Annotated in this window: 22 protein-coding genes and 1 tRNA gene; 10 read left to right on the top strand and 13 right to left on the bottom strand. The window is 53.4% G+C overall.

Going from position 1 to position 23,312, the window contains the following annotated elements; genetic code table 11:
- Positions 1 to 4 precede the first annotated feature (4 nt).
- From B7994_RS00250 to B7994_RS00215, 8 genes are all read right to left on the bottom strand, one after another.
- Positions 5 to 904 carry a DUF6345 domain-containing protein gene (locus B7994_RS00250; RefSeq protein WP_144063682.1) on the bottom strand — a complete coding sequence of 300 codons (900 nt, stop codon included), beginning with the start codon at positions 902 to 904 and terminating at the stop codon, positions 5 to 7.
- Positions 905 to 1,157: 253 nt separating this feature from the next.
- Positions 1,158 to 1,616 (bottom strand): hypothetical protein, encoded by a 459-nt coding sequence (locus B7994_RS00245; RefSeq protein ID WP_088636496.1) that lies wholly within the window; start codon positions 1,614 to 1,616, stop codon positions 1,158 to 1,160.
- A 34-nt stretch (positions 1,617 to 1,650) separates the two neighbouring features.
- Positions 1,651 to 2,802: a glycosyltransferase family 2 protein gene (locus tag B7994_RS00240; protein WP_088636495.1), complete on the bottom strand. Its 1,152-nt coding sequence runs from the start codon at positions 2,800 to 2,802 to the stop codon at positions 1,651 to 1,653.
- Positions 2,799 to 3,290, bottom strand: a complete 492-nt coding sequence (locus B7994_RS00235) for a thioredoxin family protein (protein ID WP_088636494.1) — start codon at positions 3,288 to 3,290, stop codon at positions 2,799 to 2,801. The genes B7994_RS00240 and B7994_RS00235 overlap by 4 nt, the downstream gene beginning before the upstream one ends.
- Positions 3,287 to 3,661: a hypothetical protein gene (locus tag B7994_RS00230; protein WP_144063681.1), complete on the bottom strand. Its 375-nt coding sequence runs from the start codon at positions 3,659 to 3,661 to the stop codon at positions 3,287 to 3,289. Before B7994_RS00230 ends, B7994_RS00235 begins: the two co-directional genes overlap by 4 nt.
- A gap of 31 nt (positions 3,662 to 3,692) precedes the next feature.
- On the bottom strand, positions 3,693 to 4,616 hold the full coding sequence (gene ftsY / locus B7994_RS00225) for a signal recognition particle-docking protein FtsY (RefSeq protein ID WP_088636492.1): 924 nt from the start codon (positions 4,614 to 4,616) through the stop codon (positions 3,693 to 3,695).
- Between the two features lie 15 nt (positions 4,617 to 4,631).
- Positions 4,632 to 5,213 carry an ATP-dependent Clp protease proteolytic subunit gene (locus B7994_RS00220; protein WP_088636491.1) on the bottom strand — a complete coding sequence of 194 codons (582 nt, stop codon included), beginning with the start codon at positions 5,211 to 5,213 and terminating at the stop codon, positions 4,632 to 4,634.
- Between the two features lie 461 nt (positions 5,214 to 5,674).
- Positions 5,675 to 7,624: a carbohydrate-binding domain-containing protein gene (locus B7994_RS00215; RefSeq protein ID WP_088636490.1), complete on the bottom strand. Its 1,950-nt coding sequence runs from the start codon at positions 7,622 to 7,624 to the stop codon at positions 5,675 to 5,677.
- A gap of 138 nt (positions 7,625 to 7,762) precedes the next feature.
- On the opposite strand from B7994_RS00215, the gene B7994_RS00210 reads away from it, so the two are divergent.
- The 10 genes from B7994_RS00210 to B7994_RS00165 all read left to right on the top strand — a co-directional run bounded on the left by B7994_RS00210 (position 7,763) and on the right by B7994_RS00165 (position 17,838).
- Positions 7,763 to 8,527: a type I 3-dehydroquinate dehydratase gene (locus tag B7994_RS00210; RefSeq protein WP_088636489.1), complete on the top strand. Its 765-nt coding sequence runs from the start codon at positions 7,763 to 7,765 to the stop codon at positions 8,525 to 8,527.
- A 118-nt stretch (positions 8,528 to 8,645) separates the two neighbouring features.
- Positions 8,646 to 9,110, top strand: a complete 465-nt coding sequence (locus tag B7994_RS00205; protein ID WP_088636488.1) for a PTS sugar transporter subunit IIA — start codon at positions 8,646 to 8,648, stop codon at positions 9,108 to 9,110.
- 48 nt (positions 9,111 to 9,158) lie between these two features.
- Positions 9,159 to 9,233, top strand: a tRNA-Val gene (locus tag B7994_RS00200).
- Between the two features lie 92 nt (positions 9,234 to 9,325).
- The gene (locus B7994_RS00195) at positions 9,326 to 10,618 is read left to right on the top strand and encodes a TolC family protein (RefSeq protein WP_088636487.1); all 1,293 of its coding nucleotides are present in this window, start codon (positions 9,326 to 9,328) and stop codon (positions 10,616 to 10,618) included.
- Between the two features lie 150 nt (positions 10,619 to 10,768).
- Complete coding sequence (locus tag B7994_RS00190) at positions 10,769 to 12,310, top strand: carboxypeptidase regulatory-like domain-containing protein (protein WP_088636486.1); 1,542 nt, start codon at positions 10,769 to 10,771, stop codon at positions 12,308 to 12,310.
- Positions 12,311 to 12,509: 199 nt separating this feature from the next.
- Positions 12,510 to 14,000: a T9SS type A sorting domain-containing protein gene (locus B7994_RS00185; RefSeq protein WP_088636485.1), complete on the top strand. Its 1,491-nt coding sequence runs from the start codon at positions 12,510 to 12,512 to the stop codon at positions 13,998 to 14,000.
- A 304-nt stretch (positions 14,001 to 14,304) separates the two neighbouring features.
- Positions 14,305 to 14,685 carry an Hsp20/alpha crystallin family protein gene (locus B7994_RS00180; protein WP_088636484.1) on the top strand — a complete coding sequence of 127 codons (381 nt, stop codon included), beginning with the start codon at positions 14,305 to 14,307 and terminating at the stop codon, positions 14,683 to 14,685.
- Between the two features lie 146 nt (positions 14,686 to 14,831).
- The gene (locus tag B7994_RS00175; protein ID WP_088636483.1) at positions 14,832 to 15,722 is read left to right on the top strand and encodes a DUF58 domain-containing protein; all 891 of its coding nucleotides are present in this window, start codon (positions 14,832 to 14,834) and stop codon (positions 15,720 to 15,722) included.
- Positions 15,723 to 15,742: 20 nt separating this feature from the next.
- Positions 15,743 to 16,465: a hypothetical protein gene (locus tag B7994_RS00170; RefSeq protein WP_088636482.1), complete on the top strand. Its 723-nt coding sequence runs from the start codon at positions 15,743 to 15,745 to the stop codon at positions 16,463 to 16,465.
- On the top strand, positions 16,462 to 17,838 hold the full coding sequence (locus tag B7994_RS00165) for a hypothetical protein (RefSeq protein ID WP_088636481.1): 1,377 nt from the start codon (positions 16,462 to 16,464) through the stop codon (positions 17,836 to 17,838). The genes B7994_RS00170 and B7994_RS00165 overlap by 4 nt, the downstream gene beginning before the upstream one ends.
- A 2-nt stretch (positions 17,839 to 17,840) precedes the next feature.
- On the opposite strand, the gene B7994_RS00160 is transcribed toward B7994_RS00165, so the two are convergent.
- From B7994_RS00160 to B7994_RS00140, 5 genes are read right to left on the bottom strand one after another with little or no spacing between them, the layout of a single operon-like run.
- Entirely contained in the window at positions 17,841 to 18,674 is an 834-nt protein-coding gene (locus B7994_RS00160; RefSeq protein ID WP_088636480.1) for an FISUMP domain-containing protein, read from the bottom strand.
- Positions 18,671 to 19,978, bottom strand: a complete 1,308-nt coding sequence (locus tag B7994_RS00155) for a CCA tRNA nucleotidyltransferase (RefSeq protein ID WP_088636479.1) — start codon at positions 19,976 to 19,978, stop codon at positions 18,671 to 18,673. Before B7994_RS00155 ends, B7994_RS00160 begins: the two co-directional genes overlap by 4 nt.
- A gap of 14 nt (positions 19,979 to 19,992) precedes the next feature.
- The gene (locus tag B7994_RS00150; RefSeq protein WP_198957807.1) at positions 19,993 to 20,466 is read right to left on the bottom strand and encodes a hypothetical protein; all 474 of its coding nucleotides are present in this window, start codon (positions 20,464 to 20,466) and stop codon (positions 19,993 to 19,995) included.
- A gap of 11 nt (positions 20,467 to 20,477) precedes the next feature.
- The gene (locus tag B7994_RS00145) at positions 20,478 to 22,598 is read right to left on the bottom strand and encodes a hypothetical protein (protein WP_144063680.1); all 2,121 of its coding nucleotides are present in this window, start codon (positions 22,596 to 22,598) and stop codon (positions 20,478 to 20,480) included.
- A gap of 49 nt (positions 22,599 to 22,647) precedes the next feature.
- Positions 22,648 to 23,211 carry an RNA polymerase sigma factor gene (locus tag B7994_RS00140; protein ID WP_088636477.1) on the bottom strand — a complete coding sequence of 188 codons (564 nt, stop codon included), beginning with the start codon at positions 23,209 to 23,211 and terminating at the stop codon, positions 22,648 to 22,650.
- Positions 23,212 to 23,312: the final 101 nt, after the last annotated feature.

Here is a 23,312-nt window from a genome sequence, read left to right as displayed (position 1 = left end):
TTAATTAATACTCCGGCGTGCCGTATTTTTGGGTGTAGAACTTTACATCGTAGTTTCTGCCACTCTGGTGCGGGTTCATCGCGACCTCGTACGTACTCGAAATCTTTTCGGTACTGCCATCGTGCTGACGGCCATACTGGTCCGTCCCCTTGATATAGGCGATTGCAGGCTCGTATCCAGCCAAGTATTCCTTAGCTCCATCATAATATGTCTTATGAGCTTTCTTGTAAGCTTCCCAGATTCCCATATCATTTTCAATGAAGTACTGTGCGAAATACTTGTATTTCGTTTTTGAACTGTACGTTTCACTACTTGAACGGAGTCTTATTCCAATCGAATAATACCCCAAAATTGCATGAGTACCGATAAAGGCATTCTTCAACTTTGTAAACTTGTCCGGATCTCTGTACGAGTTTCCGGGACCCATATTCAATTTATCACTCTTATTGACATTCAGGACTAAGCAAGCATCGAGAAAGACCCACTTGATGTCACCACCAAACGCCTTGTAATCCACATCAGCAATCCTATCATAGAAAGCAAGAGCCTGTTGGTTGCCATGACCGGCAAAGAAAACAATATTCGAATGATAAAGTTGAGCGCTCTTGAAACTATCGGCTTTGGCAGTATAATTTGTAAAGACATACGGCTGTATGACCTGATAACTAGGATAGCGCCTATTATAGGACTGAGTCATATAAGTGACAAATGCATCACGAGCCTCAATGGATGTCGTGAGATTCGTAGCACCCGGCAAATGCGAGTAATCATCAATCGCCGCTGACGATATCTTGAGCATCGTAATCGGATACCAATCCGCTCGACGCCATGAAGGTTCATATTCCAAGGCAAACAAGTTTGCCGCCATTAATAAAACAATTGAGGTAAGTAGTATTTTTTTCATAGTGCTTCAAAATATATTTAAGAACAAATTAACGGTCAAGAAATTGCATCGGGTTTTAGAATACTTTTTACTTATAAATTAATACATACAAATTATCAAAAGTAGTACATTGTACAACAATTTCTTCGCATAAATAACAAAGTGCAATACAGTATATTTACTTTGTAGCCACAACAGCAATACAACAAAAAACAGACACAGATTATTATCTGCGACCATTCAATATGCTTCTAGAAAAAAAGAAACAGCGATTCTAGATTTCTACGAGGATACCGGCATGGAGATAAACATACCCATGCCCGACGTGGTTGAGGAACTGATATCCGGCCATTACCAGGATAGAAGAAAGGTCTCCGTTCTTGATATCCAGACCACCGCCTGCACGCCAAAACATCTGATGGCGGCTGCCTATCATGTAGCCGAAATCGCCCGTAGCAACGGGGAGCACCTGCCGCCCGATGGGGAGGCGCACCCACAGGCTTCCAGAAAGCGGTACGTACCCGACATTGTCCAGTTCCTGATAGCCGCCGCCGACGCCCACAAAGAGCATCTGGTCGATAGGATACCACCAATGTCCATAGAAGCTCATGTTGAAACTTGAAAGTTCGCTCACGTGGTTCGCGATACCGCCCTGAAAATCCATAGTAAAGGCATTCGCCGGGACAAAGGCGCATGCGATTGCGAACAGGACGGCTGTCAGGACTCTTTTCATACTGCGAACACTCGAACTAAATATAACCTCACACTTACTCGTCGGTTCTCGCTTCGCGCGCCCAACCGCCGCTCTTTTCGCGACAGAACGAGAGGAAGAACCCCTTTAACAAGGCGAGATTCATCGTCATGAAGTAGTAACCGCTGGGCACAACCTTCGTCACGCAAAGGAGCGCGATCAGGAGCATAAGAGCGAAACTCACGCAATATACCATACCACAGGGGAGCAACAAGGCGTTCAGAATGAACATGAGGATAATAATATGCGGGGAAAACCAGCGCAAGAACTTGTGCGAGAAGAACAGGTAGGCAAGCAGCGGGCGGAACGGATTCAGTAAAGGCAGGTAAGACCACAAGTAGTTGAAATTCGCACGGCCAATGCGCACCTTGCGGCGGAATTCGCCGATACTTTCCTTAGACGTCTGTTCCGTACCGATGGCGCTCGAGACAAACGTACAGAAACTGCCCTTCTGCAAAATTTTCGTGGTGATGAAGAAGTCGTCCATGACGCTCTTCTTGACCGGAAGTTCCGTATAAAGTTCACGCCTAATCGCATAGAGGGCGCCGTTTCCACCGATAAGCCTATCGAGAATTCCCTCGAACTTCTTGATTTCGGATTCCAGATCCCAGTAGGAACTTTCACCCTGCCCGAGCACGCTGCCACTCTTGTCCGAAAGAATCAGGTGACCGCAAGTACACCCGATTTTCCTGTCCTCGAAGGGCGCCACGAGTTTACGCACCACATTGGGGAAGAACATCGTATTCGCATCGCAGAACACGAGGATGTCGCCCTTCGCAATTTTCTGCAGGCGGTTGAGCATGGCTGCCTTGCCCGCATTCTTCGGAGCCTTCACCAGAGTGATGCCCTGGTCGGCATAGCGCGCGATTATTTCTGCAGTGCGGTCGGCAGAACCGTCATCACCAATCAGTACCTCGAGTTTTTCCTTGGGATAGTCAATCTCGAGGATATTGTGGATTTTACGTTCGATGACTCCTTCCTCGTTGTACGCAGAAATCAAGAGCGAAACGGTCGGCAGTCCAAAATTCTTGTCGATGTCGCGGCGACGGCGCTTGAACAGTTCGCTCACAAACGGGAGCGTTACCGGGAAGATTCCGTAACAGAGCGCAAGCAAGAAAACGAGCGCCCAGAACGCCACCTGCAAATAGAAATAGATATCTCCGCTCATCTCTTTATCCACTCCTCTTCTTTAATAAGAAACTGCAAAAGAAGAGACTTCATTTCTTGCGGACTCATGGAATCCGATACCGTCAATATAGTAAGACCTTTTGGCGCCACGAGCACGAACGCCGGCAAAACGCTCAATTCCCACACGTCGAAGTAGCAGCGCTTCACGGTTTTCTTCTGTCCGTCGCACACGATGGAGTCCTGCGATTCGGCGTCGAGCTTGACCGCATAGAACCTGTTGTTCAAAAGCGCAGCGACACTCGGGTCCGAATAGACGGTCGCATCCATCGCACGACACGGAATGCACCAGTCCGCGTAGAGGTCTACAAAGATGAGTTTCGGGTTTTTCTTCGCCTTCTCAAGCGCGGCCGAGTAGTCCATCCAGTGAACAAGTGCCTGGCCCTTCATGGCGGCAGAGGATATTCCGGCCATCAGCAAAAGGAAAACGGCCAGAACGCGGGCAACACGTACGCAACGCATGCGAATCATTTCTTGGCCTCTTTCTTTTTCGGGTCCTTCACAACCGGTTTCGGAATACCAAGCAGCGAATCAATCCGCTCGACAACCGCCTTCTGGAAGGGTATCCACTGGGCATCGTCTTCGAGAACCTTGTCACAGGCGGCTGCAAATGTCTCGCGGGTATAGCCGTGCCTTTCCAGTACTCCCTTGCGGGCAAGGCGGCCCGCCGGAGAATCGGGCCCATAGGTCTGTTCCACCATGCGGATTTCCACGAACGTGCTCACGAGCCTCTCGTCGACATCGGGGGCATCGCCGCTGCAGCCCGCAAGCAGCAGGGCGGCGAGCAGGGCAAAAGCAAAACGAAACGCGTTTGACCGCGTTCCATTCACCCTATTTTGCAACAATCCCGCCATCGAGAGGTCTAGCCCCGCATCAAGGTTCCTGTTCTTCGAGAGCGTTCTCGAAAAGGCCTTCCACGTATTCGGCCTTGCTGAAAGGCACCAGCTGGTCAATGCGTTCGCCCATGCCAATCCAGCGGATGGGAATCTGGAGCGAACTTGCTATGCTGAGGACAGCACCGCCACGTGCAGTCCCGTCGAGCTTTGTGACTATGAGCCCCGTCAGCGGGAAGCTCTGGTTGAAAATCTTCGTCTGGTTGATGGTGTTCTGCCCGGTATTGCCGTCAATCACGAGCCACATGTCCTGCGGGAAGTCCGGGTTCACCTTCTTGATGACGCGGACAATCTTCTTGAGCTCTTCCATCAGGTAGTCTTTATTGTGAAGTCGGCCGGCGGTATCGACAAGGACCACATCGCAGCCTCGCGCAACGGCGGCCTGGCAGGCGTCGAACGCCACGGCCGCCGGGTCGGAGCCTTCCTGGTGCTTCACGAATTCCGCACCACTGCGCTCAGCCCACGTTTCCAGCTGCTCGATGGCGGCGGCGCGGAACGTATCGCACGCGGCGATCATCACCTTCTTGCCTTCACCAATAAAACGGGCGGCAAGTTTGCCAATGGTAGTCGTCTTGCCGGCGCCGTTCACGCCTATCACAAGAATCACGTGCGGCTTGCCCTTAAGTTCGAACGACGGCGGATCTTTCAGCAATCGCTCCGCCTCGCCCCGCATAATATCAAGCACCTGCTCGGTAGTGAGCGACTTGCCCAGCGCCTGCTCGCGGAGCGCATCCGTCAACAAGAACGCGGCTTCCACGCCAACGTCTGCCTTGATCAGATGTTCCTCGAGTTCCTCGAGCGTGTCGTCGGTAATCTTGCCCGCACCGACAATGCCCTTGAGTTCGCCCATAAGGGCGTCGCGGGTCTTGGCAAGCCCGCTCTTGATAGCGGAAAACAGTCCCATTACAAAACTTCCGTATTAAACCAGGCTTTCGACCTTGTCGACCAGGCCGTATGCCTTGGCCTCTTCGGCGCTCATGAAGTTGTCGCGTTCGGTGTCGCGGTCGATTTCCTCGATCGTGTGGCCCGAAGTCTCGGCAAGGATCTTGCCCGTGATGCCACGGATGCGCAGCATCTCTTCGGCCTGGATCTGGATATCGCTTGCAGGCGCCACAATTTCGCCGTGGATGAGCGGCTGGTGAATCATGATGCGGGCGTTCGGCCATGCAATGCGCTTGCCCTTCGCACCGGCAGTGAGGAGCACGGCGCCCATGGAAGCCGCCTGGCCGCAGCAAACCGTCACGACATCGCTTTCAATGGCGTTCATGCAGTCGTAGATGGCAAGGCCGCTGGAAATCACGCCGCCCGGGCTGTTGATGAAGAACACGATGTCTTCGTGGTTCAGCGAATCGAGGTACAGAAGCTGCTTCACAATGCGTTCGGCGCTCTCATCATCGACACCGCCCCACAAAAAAATGCGGCGCTTGGAGGCGAGGAATTCTTCCGCCTTCTTCATCATCTCGGGAACTTGGTTCTCTTTCTTCTCGTTACAATCGGCCATAATAAATCCTTTTTGTTCAGGTACAATTTAGAAATTTATTCCTCGGTCTTTACGCTACAGGCTGGGTTCGCGACGTTCGCGTGCCGCCTATTACGCCCGCGACACCAATATTATCACAGAATTTTTGCCGGCGTTACCTACTTTTTGCAGGGGGGTGTCGATTTAGTCCGTAATTTTGCGACAGCCAGAGGGGTGCCCGCGGGTTGCTTTACGGACTAAATACAGCGGGGTCGCGTATTAGTCCGTAAAATTCCGTCCGATTGCAAAATATTTCACTTATAACAAAGTAATAAATCAGAATTTTTACAGACTAAACACCCCCAAAGGCTATTTTAGTCCGTAAAGGTTAACTTCTGAGCTAAAAATGAGCATCGATTTTACGGACTAAATGACTACGGAAGTCACTTTAGTCCGTAATTTAGAACAGCTCATACGATTTTTAGAAAGTTTCGTACAGATTGCTATTTGTACATGTAGCTCACGCCGTTGGGGAACTTGAATTCCTTCATGCCGGTGGTATTTACCTGCGACACCGACTGCACAGACCCGCCGTACAGAATGTAGTTGCCCTGGTGAGTCGGCTTGACCGCCGCACTGCTAGAACCGTAGTAGTTGCTGTTGTTGTAGGTCAGGGCCGTACATCCGGGAACATCCATCGTGTAGTTGCCGAACGCGAGGAGGGTGCCGCCAGTAATTGAAAATCCGTCGTCGGTATCGATAAGCCCCCCGGCAAAGTTGTAGGCCCCGCAGTTGTTTCCGCCGCCTTGCTGGCCGCCCATGCCCGGCATGCTCCAGCCACCGCCGAAGTTGAAACCGCCGCCCTGGCTCTCGTAGCTTTCGCCGGTGATTTCGACAATCACCACGCCGCCGGTCATTTTTCCGGTACCGTTGGCATCTAGCCCGTCAACCATGTTGCCCTTCACGCTGATGTAGTGGTAGCCGCCGCTGATGGTGATATAGCCGCTGCTCTCGCTGAACATGGCCATGGAACTATTCTGGTTCTTGGGGCCGCCACCGCCGTTCCAGCCGTCGTTTGTCGCAAACACGGAGGTGACTCCGCCCTCGGCAAAAATCTGGTAGGCCTCTATGGCCTCGAGAGAGGTAACGACGTTGACCGTGGAGCCCTTCAGGTAAATGGCGGAATCCGCATGAATGCCCTTCTTCTTTGTCGAGATGGTCACGTCGCCGGCGTTCATGTAGACACGCCAGTTGGTACGGATTGCGGAGGAATCCGACTTCACGTCGATGGTGCCGCCGTTGACATAGATGAACTTTTCGGCAGAGATCCCCTTGTTGGGAGATTCAATCTTGATGGTCGAAGGTTCGGTGGAGTCGCTCACATCAATGTAATTGGTCGCCTTGATGCCGCTCTTGCGCCCCTTGATGGTAATGTCGCCACCTGTAATTTTCACGAAGCCCTTGTTCGCCACAGTGTCCTTGAAACTGCCATCGGGATTTTCCTCGCATTCGTCGCTTTTAAGGCCGTTGCCATTGTTGGCCGTGATGTTCAGCGTTCCACCCGAAATCTGGAGGCTGCCCTTGCCTCTGATACCATCGTCGGTTGCAACCACGGTAATGTCGCCGTTCTTGATCTTGAGATCGTTGCTCGACTGGATGCCGTTCTTGAACTTGCCATTCACTGTCAACTTACCCGCACCCTTGATGTTCAGGTCGTCCCTAGAATAAATCGCGGCCTTTGATGTATCCTGCGCGCCGTTAACCTTGGTAAACACGTGATTGCCGTTGCCGTCTTCCACAACGTTCGTGGTTCCCTTCACCAAGTGGAGCACCGCCTTGTCGGCGTTCTTCACGAGGATGGGCGAATTGCTGCTCTTCAATGTCGCATTATAGAGGTAAATGCCGGTATTGCCCTCGTTATCGGTCGCCGGAGTGTTCACCACGACCTGGAAATCGGATGATTCGCCGGTAACGTAATAGGCGCCCGGACACGTGATAGTCGCTACTTTATCTGCAATCTCGACACAGCCGTTGTTGTTTTCCACGGTAGCCGTCGTCCCCGCAAGCTTCAAAAGAATCTGCGTGCCGTTCAGCGTTCTCGCATCTTCGTTGTCGTTCTCGTCGTCGCCCGCGTTACTGGGAATCACGACGCTTGAACTGGAAAAAACAGGGCCCGGGCCCACGATGCTCGAACTGGAGGCACCAAAACCGGGAATGACGCTGCTAGAACTGTAAACTTCTGCGCCCGGAACGAAAATGCTCGAGCTGGAAAAACCGTCAACGGGAACTTCCGTTCCAGAAATTCCGCCATCAAAGCCTACGCTGCTAGAAAAAGGGTACTCCGCACCCATCCCTCCATCGTCGGGTCCAGCAACCGGTCCATTGCCCTCAGAACACGCTAGAAGGCTTAAAATAGCGGGAATCGCCATCATTGGCAGTTTAATCGATTTCATAGAGCGCTCCATTTTTTTTCAATATAAACTCTATTCAAAAAAGCAAGGTATTTTTTTACGTAAAAACTGTTGAACGCAAAAACAACAAACCCAAACAAAAAGAAACATTCTCTTTCTGCGAATAACTATATTTATCGCATGCCCGCGAGCAACGAAAAATATCTGGTCGGTCTGGTCGACCCCGAAGTCCTCTCCGCAATCGAAGCTGACAGCATGCACCCCGTGTTCCTTGACATCGGGGCGTGCAACGCACTCGAGATTCGCTACGACCTCTTTAGCGAGAAAGACTGGACCGGACTTTCTGCCCGCGTAAGGAAGATTGCCCCACACGCCATGCAGATCGGCACCATCAGGCTTGCGCGCGACGGTGGCAAGTTCCCCGACAAGGACGCGTACTCTCGCATCCCGCTCTGGTCGAAGATTCTCGGCGAAAGCGAAGTGCCCGAATGGCTCGACCTGGAACAGGACTGCCTGTACGATTTCAAGAACCTGAAAAGCCTCGCCGACATGCGCAAGACAAGGATTCTCGTGTCACAGCACAACTTCTTGCGCGTACCGAACCAGCAGGAACTCGACGACTTCGCCCGCGACTGCCTGCGCCTTAAGGCGGACGGCCTGAAGATTGCCGCCATGAGCAACAGCGAAACCGACTGCGATCGCCTGTACAAGTTCACCCGCATCCATTCGCACGAGTTCAGTCTGTTCGCCGCCTTCGGGATGGGCGAAACCGGAAAGGCAAGCCGTATCTGGTCACTGAAAGAAGGCGCGAATCTCACCTACGCCTCCATCGGGCAGGCACAGGCCCCCGGCCAGATAGACGTAGCCTCCACGGAAAAGGCGCTCAGGGAACTCGAGAACCTGAACACCCCCCAAAATGTGCTCGATTTGTTCAAAAAACTGTAGTTTTTCTCGCTATTTCGCACAATTTTCGCTCAAAATATTATTTAATCGCTACAATTCCCCAAAAAAAGCGTTTATTTTTCTAAAATATTACACGGAATAGAAAACAAGGAATAGGAACATGCGTCTTTCTGAAAGATTCGTCGACAACTGTATCTTGATCAATTCCACGAGCGAAACCAAGGAAGCCATCCTGAACGAACTCGTGGATACCTTGTGCAATGCCTACAAGCTCGAGCACAGGGACGAGATATTTGAAGCCGTCTGGAACCGCGAACAGAGCCGTTCCACAGGCATCGGATGCGGACTCGCCGTACCCCACACAAAGATTGACTACGTCGACCGTATGTGCATGGTCGCCGCCACAGTCGAGAAGGGTCTCGATTTCCAGTCCTTCGACGGCGAACCCGTGTACCTGCTTATCCTTATCGTGAGCCCGGGCAACACCGTGGGCCCGCACCTCAAGGCCCTCTCCTCCGTCAGTCGCCTCCTAGCCGACGGCAACGTGCGCAAGGACCTCATCGCCTCGAAGACCCCGGCCGAGTTCCTCTCCATCCTCCGCGCCGCCGAGGACAAGTATCTCTAGCCACCCCTTGACAAGGGGCTAGCGCTTTTATATATTTGCGCCTACCTCGGACGGTTAGCTCAGTTGGTTTAGAGCGCTGCTTTCACACGGCAGAGGTCACTGGTTCAAATCCAGTACCGTCCACTCGAAAAGGCCCGCCTGAACGGGTCTTTTTCGTTTTTATTATCTTATACGTCCCGAAGCAACGGATTTTACCCCTCGGGCATCTAAATGGCATGAAGAATACAAAGGCAATCATTCTCGGGATTATCGCGACGGCAGTACTGGTACACGCAGATACCTGGACGCTCGAAGCCTGCCTCAAGCAGGCTCGCGAAAAGAGCCTCTCGCTTGAATCCGCGAAACTCCGCGAACAGCAGTCCGAGATCAACATCAAGCAGGCGAATGTCGGCCGCTACCCGACCGTCTCCGCCAGCATCCAGAACACCCTGTACGACCATCCCTTTGTCGACAACGAGGACCACTACCGCCTGAACCTGGGCATAACGGGCTCGTACACGCTTTGGGACGGTGGGTCGCGCAGCCTGAGCGTAGAGGCGAGCAAACTTAGCCGCGAGGCCGCCAAGTTCGAGACGAAGCAGACCGAGAGGAACATCCAGGAAAGCGTGCTGAACGCCTACATGAACCTGTTGGCCGCACAGGAGAACCTACGCACCGCGCACGCCTCCGTCGAGCTCTCTACCGCCGAGTTCGAGCATTACGGCAAACTATTCGAAGCCGGTTCCATCACCAAGAAAGATTTGACCCAGAGCCAGTCCAACGTGCTGCAGAAGCAGGTCGCCGAACTTTCGGCACAGCTCTCCGTGAACACCGCGAAGACAACGCTCCGCCAGCTCCTTGAACTGCCGGAAAGCGAGGAGTTCGATGTCACGGCTCCCGAGATGGCGATTTCAAGCCCCGATTCCATCGACGCCATCCCTTCGCTTGCCGAACTGCAGGGGGCAGTCAAGAGTTCGCACCCGGGACTCAAGTCCGACAGCATTTCCATCCGCGCCGCAAAGAAGAACACCGAAGTCGCAGGAACCGGATCTTCCATCACGGTCACGCTCGGGGCCAGTTCCAGCACGGGCCTGCAGGCATGGAAGTCCGATGCCTATGGCGACCAGCTCAAGTACGGCTGGCAGAACTCCCTCACGCTGGGCATAAACATCCCTATCATCGATAACGGCAGCACGAACAACAAGGTGCTCCTGGCGCAGGTGAACGAGACACAGACGCAACTCGCCCTACAGGAAACGGCCAAGAACCTCGAGAACAGCATCGAGAAACTCTACCTCAACGCGGTGAGCGCCGACCTGCAGTGGAAGGCCGCCATGCTCCAGGTGGAGGCAGAAACCGAAGCCCTCCAGGTCGCCGAGGAACAGCGAAACGCAGGTGCCCTCACCTACACAGACTACCTCACCCAGAAGAACAACCTCGAGAAGGCGCAGGTGACGCTCACGAACGCGAAATACACGAGCCTGCTCGCCCGTAAGTTGCTCGACCTCTACCAGGGCAAATTGGACTAGAAACGCACTAACGGTTCATTTGTAAATTAAACGTTTACATCGCATGGATAAATTGTCCATGCGATTTTCGTTCAAAAACGCCGTTTTTAGGGTTTTTGTGATTATTTTCACTATCGTGTTATGGGTTAAAATTAAAAGGAGAGTGTGAAGATGAAACGTCTTCCGTTATTTATTTCTGCGCTTGCAGTAACTTTGGGTAGTTCTGCATTTGCATATACTGTCAGCGGCACTGTATCCGACGCAGATGGCCAAGCCATCAAGGACGCATCCGTAACGCTCGTCAAGGAAAACAAGACTACAAAGACTGACGAAGCCGGCAAGTTCACCATCCACGAAGACGAACAACCGCCTATCGGGATCAACCAGGCTGCGGTCAATCCCGGCTACATCAGCATCAATTCTGGCATTCTTTCTTACAGCCAGAGCGGGAGCGCTCCTGTGCAGGTCAGGATTTTTGACGCCGTCGGCCACCAGGTGCTGAACCAGACGCTCTACGGCTCTGGCGAAGTCGACCTCCGCACGGGCACTACCGCCATGGGTTCCTACTACGCGCAGGTCACCATGGGCAGCGCAAAGCAGAACTTCCGCTTCACCGCAGATGGCAACTACGCCACCTCTTTCGACTCGAAGGGACACGCTCTGCTCAAGGAAATCCAGCAGGGTGAAAAGCTCCAGTTCGTGGCCGAAGGTTTCGACACGCTTTTCGTACCTCTCGGCACGCTTGATACGACCGTCGCCGTGAAGCTCACGAAGACCGCACCCGCCGAAGAACAGTTCGCATTCGGTTACGCATTGAAGAACAATCCGCGTCCGAGTAAGGGTTGCGGCAAGAATTCTACCTTGAATTCGGTCCAGACTGTTGAAAACGGCAAGAAGTACAATTTGAATGTCGGCGGCAAGAACCGCACCTTCTTCATTACCTTGCCGAAGAACTACGACAACACCAAGCCGCACAAGCTCCTCATCGCAAACCACTGCATGGGTTCCAAGGCCGAAGATTTCGTGCACCACAACCCGGACTACGACCATCCGACCCCGTACTACGGCCAGCAAGTGCTCGACAAGAACGGCGACTACATCTTCGTAGCCCCGCAGGGTAACGACAACGGTACCTGGAACGGCAAGGAAGACCACCAGTTCGTTGACGAAATGATTACCGCGATGTTCGACAACTACTGCGTTGACACCACCCGCGTGTTCGCCACAGGATTTAGCTTCGGCGCCATGTTCACAAACTCTCTCGCTCAGGACATGCAAGAAAGACTCCGCGCTGTAGCCGTCTACGCAACTGCAGACTACAACATTTGGCTCCCGGCTGCAGGAACAGGTCGCTATGATGCCAAGAACTTGCCGATTGCATGGATGGCCGTTCATGGCAAAAACGACGGCATGTGCGATTACAACCGCGCCAAGAACAGCGCCCTCCCGAGAATCCTCAAGAGGAACGGTAAGGCCGATGCCAACGGCAACTTCACTGACGCCAGCGCCGAAAAGCCGCAAGAATTCAACGGCAATGCAGGCCACCTCTGCTACGACTTTAAGACCGTCGACGAACGCTTCCCGGTCAAGTTCTGCAGCTGGAACGGCGAACACCAGTGGACCGCACATGACGGCCCCAACACAAAGACCGGACAGGGCTGGGAAAACACCTGGGTTCCTGAAGAAGTCCACAAGTTCTTCGAACAATTCTAGTTAGTACTCTCCATAACCAAACCCAGAGCGGCTCCCGGCAACGGGAGCCGTTCACTTTTTGTTTTTCTGCAAATTTTTACGGTTAAAGTTGTTTCTGCCGTCGTCTGTTTACGAAAATTTTTCGTTACCGTGAACTTTCTTCCCGATTTTTGATTACATTTAGGTTATCACCAAACAGCGTATGGGAAAGGAGTAAAACATGAGGAGAACGTTCTCCACCTTTTTCCCTATTGTGCTGGCAACAGCATTTTCCACGGCCTCTGCAGACTACGTACTCTCCGGCTACGTAAAAGACGAAAGCAACGTGCCTGTCGCTCAAGCAACCGTAAAGTTGCTCAAGAACGATACTACAGTCACGACCGGCAACAAGGGCGAATTCCAGATAATCGGAAACGATGAACCTAGTTCATCGTCGTCGGGACTGCAGTCCTCGTCGTCGGGGATTACCGCCATCGTAGGCGCCAGCGGAAACCCCGGCTATATCGATATCGTCGATGGCGTACTGCATTTCTCGCAGAGCCCGAATTCTCCCGTACACGTGGCCATATATGACATGACCGGCCACCAGGTACTGAGCCAGACGTTGCACGGTAAAGGCCAGGTTGATTTGCGCCAAGGAGTGGACGCACAGGGAATCTACCTTGCCCGTGTCCGCGTCGGAAGCGCACAGCAGACCATCAAGTTCAGGGCCGACGGTACATACCACGCCTCGTTCCCGGCACATCCGGGTAAGGCCCTCCTGAAGGTCGACTTCGGCTCTTCGGACACCTTGATGGTTACCGCCGAAGGGTATGACACGCTCAAGGCATACCTGCCCAAGCTCGACACCTCGGTTTCCCTCACCCTGAAAAAAAGCCTCGACGGGCAGACTTATGCTTTCGGCTATGCCATCGGCAACGACCCCACCCCGAGTAAGGGCTGCGGCAAGGACAACACGCTCAAGAACTACTTCAAGTTCACCGGCGGCGGCATCGAGCATGAAGTCTACCTCGACCTCCCCGAGAACTACGACAAGAACAAGCCCTACCGCCTGGTGTTCGGCATGCACTGCATGGGCGGTTCCGCCCAGAACGTCGCGAAGAACGAGCATTACTACGGCTACCGCGACCAGAAGGGCGCCAAGGAGAGCACCATCTTCGTGGCTCCGCATGGTTACACCGACCAAATGCCCTGGCGCTGCGGCGACAACAAGGACCACCTGTTCTTCGACGAAATCCTCACCTACCTGAACGATAACCTCTGCGTGGACACCTCGCGCGTGTTCTCCTCGGGCTTCAGTTTTGGCGCCATGTACTCGAACTCTCTCGCCCAGACATTCCAGCACAGGCTCCGCGGTGTCGTGGTATTCGCGACCGCCGACCAGGTCATCTACCTCCCGAAGAACGCAGGCAAGCCGATTGCCTGGATGGGAACCGTGGGCCTGAGCGACGGCACCTGCCCGCCAAGCATGGGACGTAGCGCCCGCGACAGAATCCTGAAGAACAACGGCCCCGAAGGCCACACCGACTGCACCGGCGAAAAGGCGACCGAATACACTGGCGGCAACCACGTTTGCTACGACTACAAGACGGTCGACCCGCGCTTCCCTGTAAAGTGGTGCACCTTCAGCGGCGGCCACCAGTGGGATATGCGCGAGAACGGCAAGCTGTGGGCATCCGACATCGGCTGGGAATTCATCACGCAGTTCTAGTAATTCTCTCTACAACAAACTCAAGGGGTCCCTGTCCTAGACAGGGACCTTTTGTTTTGCTTTTCATCTTGAACAAGGCAGTGTTTCGCAGGCGAAACCCCTCGTGTCCCTTTTTGAAATGCGCTCTTACCGTTTTGGCATGTTTTTGCCGCCAAACTGGCTTTTTTCGCATAAAAACGGCAGTTTTGTGTTACAAGATGCACCAACCACCCGTTTTGGCACGGAGTTCGCTTATAGTAGTGCGAAGACAAAAAAACAATGGGCCAGGCCAAAAACCGGGTCCGCAACCAAAAGAGGTAAAATTATGATTAACGCACAGATTCTCCCGACCGCATTCTATGGCATCCAGAACTTCCTTGACAACTTCAACGCCGAAGCCGCCAAGGGCGAATGCACCTACACACCGAAGGCCGACTACTACGAGACCGAAAACGGCTTCGCATTGGAAGTCGAACTTCCGGGCGTGAAGAAAGAAGACATGGACATCCAGGTCGAAAAGAACATCATCACCGTCAAGGCGACGCGCGTGCGCAGCAAGGACGAGAAGTTCACCTTCGAGCGCAGCTTCAGATTGGCTGACGACATCGACACCGAGAACATCAAGGTCTCGCTTGAAAACGGTATCCTGAAATTCGACTTGTCGAAGAAGGCCCAGGCCGCAGCACGTAAGTTGACCATCGGCTAATCAAGAATAAATGTACTCCAATCATCGTTCTCCTTAGAGAACTCCTGGCATGCGCTGGGAGTTCTTTTTTGCGTTGCAAACGGGTGCCTTAGATTGGTTTGTCTGAGCCGTTTTTTTGTATATTCTTCGGTGAAAGAGAAACCAAGATGCTAGATAAAGAAGTTCTAAAGACCGTCAGCCGCATCGAACTCAGCGTTCGCGGCACGCTCGACACCGTGATGACCGGCGCTTACCACAGTTCGTTCAAGGGGAACGGCATGGAGTTCAGCGAGGTCCGCGAGTACATGCCGGGCGATGACGTGCGCACCATCGACTGGAACGTGACGGCACGCACCGGCACGCCATACGTGAAGAAGTTTATCGAAGAGCGCGAGATGACCATGCTCCTGATGGTCGACGCCTCCAGCAGTTCGGAATTCGGTTCCGGCACGCAGATGAAGGGTGAGGTCATGGCGACCCTCACCGCGCTCCTCGCCTTTGCCGCCATCAAGAACAACGACAAGGTAGGGCTTTTAATTTATACGGACCAGGTCGAACTGTTTATCCCGCCGGAGAAGGGCCGCAAGCACGTGCTGCGGCTTATCCGTGAAATCCTCTACTTCAAGCCGCAGCACCACGGCACGAACACGCAGGTGGCGCTGGAGTATGCCGGCAAGATTCTGAACCGCCGTGCCGTGGTCGTGGTGATGAGCGACTTCCTGGACGAAGGTTTCGAGAACGCATTCAAGATCCTGCGCAAGCGCCACGACGTGCTTGCGGTCTCCGTGGTGGACCCGCGTGAAATGGAACTGCCTCCCGCAGGCCTTGTAGAGCTTGAAGATCCCGAAACCGGCGAGACGCTTCTAATTGATACCGGCGATGCGGCATTCCGCGAGGCGTTCGCTCGCGAGGCAAAGCGCCAGGGCAAGGCGACCAAGGAACTGTTCCAGCGCATGTCCATCGACTTCGTGCGCATCGAGACGCACGACGACTTCAAGGAAACCGTGGCCCCGCTTATCGAGCACTTCCGCCGTCGCGCGAAAGCCGCGAGAATGTAGTTCGTTCCAAAGCCAAGAACATGAAGCGCCTTTTCTGCATAGTTTTTGTTTCGCTGTGCGCCGCCATTTTCTGGTCGTGCACAACGGAATACGATTACTATACGCAGAGCCTCAACCGTTTCACCATAAAGGAAGTGAACCTCCCCGCCCTGGATTCCATAATCCTCTACCAGGATTCCCTGCAGGTACCGCACCCCTGGGAAAGCGGCGTAGTCTACAGCGAGCAGCTTTCACACGAGCACCGGTTCAAGGACTACACGCCCAAGGACAAGCTGCTTGCATCCAAGTCCGATAGCGCCGCTGCAAGCATGGTCATGTTTTCCCTAGGGATAGCCAAATTCCCGAACCCGATTACATTGAAAGCCCACTTCGAGATAAAGGTGACAAATTCCAACTACTGGGAGACCACTCAACCCTACTGGTCAACGGCGCGGGTTATCGACTTCTACCTCGACATCTTCGGCTGCGAGGATTTCAGTTGCGAGACCGCCGAGAAAATCGTCTTGCGCTCGGGCGACTACTCCCAGGTACTCGTGATAGAACCGGAAGATTTCACCTTTACCGAAATCAAGTTCGTCCAGTTCTATAACGGCGACTGTTCCGAATACACCAAGAATCACGCTTTCAACCTGAAAATCAAGAACAAGCACATCACGCTGAATACCGACATCCAGCTCGGGCACATCGACTGCAGAGAAGTCGTTCCCAACGCCATGTTCGCCGCCATAGAGGAGGAACCATGAAAAAGATCCTCCTTGCCCTTGCTGTGTTAATCCTTGCCGCCTGCGGAACAGACAACAGTCTCGATACCAAGACCGAAACGGCGAAAGAATCGAAATACAGTACCAGCAACAGGCAGATAAACGCGGCTGCCATGATTGACCCCGACCTGGAAATCGAGGAGTTCTACTTTGTCTGCCTAAACGACAAACTCAAGCCCAAGGGCGATACCATCTACGGGACTCCCGACCCGCAGAAAAAACACACTTACCATTTCCCGAGAACGGACCTCAAGACCGACATAGCCCTGTTCGAAGTCGTTGCCAAGGGAAAGTCCGGAAAGGCATCCGTCACGTTCAACACCATCACCGATCTGGGATGGAGAAACGAAGTCGGAGTCACCTTCCTCAGTACGATGCTTGTCCCGAGAATCAAGGAACTCTACCTGAAGCACGACTACCCTCTCGAGACCGCAAAGTACACGAGCCTGCGCGAGTTCGAGAAGGAGATGCAACTGAATACCAACATCTTCGACTACGAGGATTTCAGCCCCCTCGTTTTCATGTACTATTCAGGAGAGGCCTTCAACTACGTCCCTATCCTCTGGTATCCATGGTATATTATCCGAGGCAACAAATCCCCCGATGAATACCAGCAGATAAAAACCAGCCTTGCAGAAAGCTTCAAGGAAGACGGCACCTTTAACGATGCGGACGCCCTTGTCGCCGTAAGCGACTTTGCAAATTCCAGTGAGGCCAAGTCACTAGCCCTTCTCGATTCCATGATAAATACCTATAAGAAGGAAGACTACTGGGGATATCTGGAATTGAAAATCCTGACCGCCGGATACTGCGGCATCGCCACCATCCACTACGATTGTTCCCTTACCAGCGTAAACTCGTGGCTAAGCATTATTCCCTCACTGCTCTACGGCTTCGGCAAATGCAGTAGCGACATCGCCTTCCAGCCGATAACGAACATCAACGAGAACAGCAAGTACAAGGACGAAATCTTTTATTGCGATATCAAGCAGGTGAGCGGCAACTGCGACACCACGTTTGTATGGCGTACGGCTACGGCACTCGAAAAGGAGATTGGCCTTTGCTACGGAGATACCGCGGCAAATATGGATTACGCAACGGTTGATTCCGTAAGATACAAGTGCGCCCCCGACTGGAACTGGTATCCGGTCATCACGAGCGAGGACTTCCTCAAACTGGAAAAGGCAAAGTCCACCACGGCCAAAAACATCTATTTTGTCGAGGATCGCGACATCTTCATGTCAACAGCATATTCGTACAAACGCAGCGCCTACCAGATCATCGGTTTTGCAGCGAGCCGTTGCAAGAAAACCGAACGTAGGAATCACTTTGACGAGACTGATAAATACTGGTAGTACTACTCTCCGTCTTCTTCGGAGTCTTCACCTTCGGTAATAATCCGCCCTTCGCCATATTCGTCATCCTTGATGCAGCGGATAGATAATCCTTCACTAAAAACGCACCTTCCAAATTCGACACCGACCAGTTCGTCGGTAATGACAAAGACATCTATGTTGGCGCTTCCACGAGAACCATCCATCGGATCCTTGCGGTACCCGACAGAGTTCGTCATGAATACGCCCTTGTTGTTGATTTCCAGGATATCGCCATCGTGATGGCGGTAACCGGCACCAAGCGCCGAGAAGCCCGAGACATTCGATCCGCCCAGTTTTCTCCAACCAACAGCATCAGACTTCAGCGCTTCTCCGGCAAAAGCCATCCCGCCAAAGTTCTTCGCCAAGGTCATATAATCTTCCATGCTGGGCATGCGCCAGCCTTCGGGGCACAATTCGGCACCAGCAGCCCAAGCGTAGAGCCTTCCATATATGCCGCAATCGTTTTTGAGGGAATCGCCACCACCGCACCAGGTATTTCCCTTCAGGCTCGGCGTGCTTACGGAATCCCCGTAATTGAGGTTCTCCGCCATCCAGATCTGGTCACCAATCAGCACCGTCCTGTAGGACTTGCCGTCACGCCTATCTACCAGTTCGCCATACGGTATAGAATCGTTGAACTGCCTGAAGGAACTGCTCGAGGGCGCCGCACTCGAGGAACTCCTGAGATTTTTCGTCGGGATATCTTCTATCCGCACGGCAGGCGCTTCATTGAGGCCGGTAGAAGAATAGTCGTCACTGCAGGAGACGGCATATCCACAAACGAGCGCAAGAACTATTCCCCAATAGAACTTCATGCCTTCTGCTCCTTTACCCAGGCAATGGCCGCCTCGGCGTCGGCAATCTTCCCGTCGAGCTGGAGTTCAAAACTCTGCTTGATGATTTCACCCATCTGCTTGCCGGGTTTGAAACCGAGATCCATGAGCATCTTGCCCGTAAGGTAGGGCTGCGGGGCGGCTTCGAGCAGGCCGTAATCGCCGGCAGATTTCCACAAGTCCTTCGCAAGGCTGGGCGATTTGTAATAACGGTCCGGAACGCTCTGCACCAGCAGGCAGAGCAACTGCAAGCCGTTCAGCTTCACCGCCAAGCGGCGCAATGCCGGAATGTCGTTCACGATATTTTCGTCGAGGTTCTGCAAAGCATCTAGCACGAGCGGCACAACCTTCAGCAGGTGCGTCTCGTTCGTGATGCGTTCCAGGAACTTGAGCGAGGTGCCCGCGCTGCCACACAGGAGCGCAGCAAAGGCGAATTCCATCTTCTGTGCATCGGTAAGCGGCGCAGCGCATTCCTTGCCTGCAGTTTCACTCGAGTCGCGCAACTGCGACATGTTGTCGAGAATCTTGCCGAGTTCATCCCACGAGCCCTTGAACGGGCTTATCTCCGGGAAGTATCCATCCAGCTTTATGTCCAGGAAGGCGCGGAGCCCGAGCGAAGGCTTGCCCGGCTTCAAGAGCCACTTCTTGAATTCCTCAAAGAGGCGTTCCACGCTCAGGTCGTCAAGCGAAAGCGTGCGGCAGAGTTCCACGGTCGCGGGCGCAAGCGTGCATTCAAAACGGCTCGCAAACTGCACACCGCGCAATATGCGCAGGGAATCTTCCGCAAACGCGGGGCCCACATGCCGGAGCGTATGCGTCTTGAGGTCGTCAATGCCGCCATACGGATCGCACAGCGTGAGTTCGGGCAGTTCCATGCCCATCGCGTTGATGGTAAAGTCGCGCCGGAGCGCCGCTTCCTTAAAGCTGAGCTTTTCGTCGGTATGCACCACGAAACCGCGGTGGCCATAGCCCACCTTGCTTTCGGTGCGCGGGAACGAGAAATCGAGCGATAGCCCCTTCATGGCGAGGTGGATCACGCCGAACGCCTTACCGACCAGGTTCGTGCGGCCATATTTCGAAAGGAGCGGCACGAGGGAATCTTGCGCCATGTCGTAGACTTCGATATCGTAGTCCCTGCAGCTCTTACCCAGAAGCGCATCGCGGACCCAGCCGCCTACCAAAAAGGCGCGGCCGCCCGCATCGCGGATATCGCCCGCGATTTTCAACAAACGGCTCGGCAGTTCCGGCTCGAACCATTCACCTGCAAGAGTCTGGATTTTCGCCATAAAGAAGGGACCGCCTACTGGAATGCGCCCGCATCAACGGAAGCCGTATCGTTCTCGCCTGCAGCCGGCGCGACGGCACCTGCGGCAGCATCGGTACCCGCGGCGCCTGCAGAAGAAGAACTTTCCACCGACTTGTAGCGGTCATAAATGCTCATCGTCGCCTCGCCCGAGGAATCCCCGATCGCTTCGGAAACCGACTTCGTAGAATCTACGCCGGCCGAATCCTGAGTCGCTGCGTAACGTTCGTATATACCCTGCCTCGCAGCGGCATCTTCACCGCGCTTTTTAGCCTCTTCTTCGCGGCAGACACGTAATTCCTCTTCGATATAGGCGCGCTGGTCGGGCGAATAGGTCTGCGTGTCGAGCCTGTACTGGATCTCGGAACACACGAGCCCCTGGCGTTCGCCTGCACACGCCTCGAGCGATAGCGATGCCGCAATGGCAGCCAGTAGAGCAACCAGGTAAACAAGGACTTTCTTCTCGAACATACTCACCCCAATCAGTGGATAACGATAAACTTGCCTTTCTTTATCTTGGACGGCGTGCGCACCACATAGTAGTACACGCCAGGAGCCACAAGGCGGCCTTCCTTGGTAAGGGCATCCCATTCCACCCTACCGCCGGCAACGTCGCTGCCCGAAAAAGAACGCATCAAGGCGCCACCCCGGTTGTATATGTCGACCCTGGAGGCGCTAGAAATGTTATCGATGACCAAATGCGGAAATTCATGCGGCCTAAACGGAACCGGATACACCTGGACTTCGGTATCGGCGGAATCGGTCATGAAGGTTCTCGTTTCGCGCAGGTCGTTACGGTCTAGACTCGAGACCCCGTTTTCGTGTGCCATCCAGATTACACCATACTTCTTGTCTATAGACAGGTCGAGGACCGCATTGTTCAGAAGTCCGTCCATCATCGTATAGTGCGTCGCCGTCAAGGTATCGAGCGACCCTTTACGCCTATCTAGGCGGTATACGCCCTGAGTAGTCGTTCCTACCCATATGTTCCCTAGCGGATCCACGTCGATCGATGTATATTCCGCACCAAGCAATCCGTTCATCGAGACAGGCTTCCGGATAGAGTCCCTGTCGAATTCCATGTACCCGATATCCGTAGACGAAATAACCCACATGACCTCGTTCTTCTCGTCTATCGCCATGTCGATAAGCGTACTGCCATCAAGGCCGTCAATGGACTTGAGTTCAGGATTCATCAGTCGCCCACCATTCCTTGATGGTGGCGGGAAACGCAGTATGTCCAGACCGCCCTCGGCAAAGGCGCCAAGGCTATTGCGGTTCGAGACATACACTATCCAGTCCGAATTACTGGGATCGACACGGGCAGCCAGGGGGCCTGCAAACGAAGAGCTGCCCACGCCAGTCGCACAGCTAAGTTCTCCATCGGGCGTGATGAAGTCCACGCTATACTTCCCGTTGGCAGATGTCGCCGCCAGGAATCCGCTTCCGTCGGGAGCGACCGTCGTCCCGACAGCCACCGTAAACGATTCCACAAGTTCATCCAGGCAGTTGTCGTTAAAGGGAGAAATGTTATACAGGTGTTCCATTGACCAGTAAAGCTGGAACCCCATTCCCCAGACATGGTAAATCATCTTGCCTTCCGGCAATATGGACATCGTCTTCATTCGGTAGGCATAGGCTTCGTTGTGGTTACCGAACCCGAGGAACGCGACCATCGGCTCATGCCAGAATCCACCCATGTTCGTCGCGAGGAATCCATCTTCCGACGCAACAATCACGCCGCCCTCGGGAATTGCCTGCAGTTCATACAGGCCACTGAGCTGGAACAGTTTATACTTGGTCAAGTCTTCCAGCTTGCCGTTCCCGTAACGGGCAATCAGTTCGTGCCCAATCAGATAGGTTTGGTCCTTCACGTCGAACTGCCAAAGGACCTTGCTCTTTCCATCGCTATAAAGGACAGAATCCTTGAGAGTCTTGCCATGGACAACGACATGCAGCGAATCCCGGCTCCCAAGCTCACTCGGATTCACTCGGGTCCACGTTTCCGGATCCACGAGGTGCATGTCGTCCTTAAGATGGTCCCAGTCCATGCGGCGGACAAATGACCCGCGCGAAGTGGACACGAACAGCGAATCGCCGCGAATCTCCATCTTTTCGGGGCCGTATACGCCAAGGGCAATATCGCCGACGCGCTCAATAGAGAGGATTGACGTGACCGTCTTCAGGTCGACAAAGGCAATCTTGCTTTCGAAGGCGATTACCAGGTTATCGCCCGAAAATTCAACCAGACCGGGAACGACACGGACGTTGCCCGCGGGGAAAGACCTGTTCAGCACAGTCCATCTCGTAAAGTCATCACTCATTCGGGCAATAAGGCCATATTCAGAAACGGCAAACACACCGCGCGCGGTATTCACTATGCCATAGAATGTCGAAGCCTCCAGACCGTTCGCCGGCGTATAGACGACATCGTCGGTACTGCTCTTGTACCTCACGCCGCCATCGGTCGCAAGCCAGACGCCGTCTTCAGTCGCAGCAACATCCCTTATGGAGAAGGGTACAGAAAAGTTCTGCCATTTTTCAGCGGCAACGGCAGACTGCAGGCACACGAAAAGCACCAAGATATTCAGCAATAACTTCACAATGTAAAATTACGAATTTATCGTGCCGGAGAAAAGCGATTCTAGAATTTTATTGTGCCATTTTCGGCATGGACAACCATTCACCCATCATGTCATGCATTTTGCGAAGCGCCATGTAGCGCCGCTTGCGTATCGCGTTTTCGGAGAGGCCAAAGATATTGCTCAGTTCCCGGACCGAGAACCCTCCGTAGAACTTCATTTCGACAAGCATCCGCTCGAGGGGCGTCACCTGCTCAAGGGACCTCTCGAGGGCATACCGCATCTCGGCAACCGGCCTGTATTCATGGTACAACGCCTGGTCTTCGCAAAACGAGGCATATTCCGAACAACGGTCAGGAACTCCGGACATGCACAGCGTGCGCTTCTTTTCGAGAACTGAATCCATATAGGTATGCCGCATGACAGAAATCAACCACGGCAGCACGTCTTCCCTTTCCAGGATACGGTCGGCATTTTCGCAAAATTTCAGGGCAATAGTCTGGAATAAATCGCGAGCCTCTTCCGTGGAATTGCACCGCATGGCGCATAATTTGTAGATTATTTCCGAATAACGCAGCCACGTTTCCTCGATAGTCCTGCGATATTCTATTTTTTCTTCCGATTGATTAACCATTGTCCAAACCAGGTTTTAAGCGCAAATTTATGAATCTCAGTGCATTTTTCAAGACACAAAAAAATTTTGCAACTGCAAGTTGCTTTTTCGCAATTTTTCTT

It is taken from the genome of Fibrobacter sp. UWR2 (assembly GCF_002210285.1).
Lineage (GTDB): Bacteria > Fibrobacterota > Fibrobacteria > Fibrobacterales > Fibrobacteraceae > Fibrobacter.
Note: the sequence above shows the minus strand (reverse complement) of the source record. Positions and strands in the feature narration are given on the sequence as shown.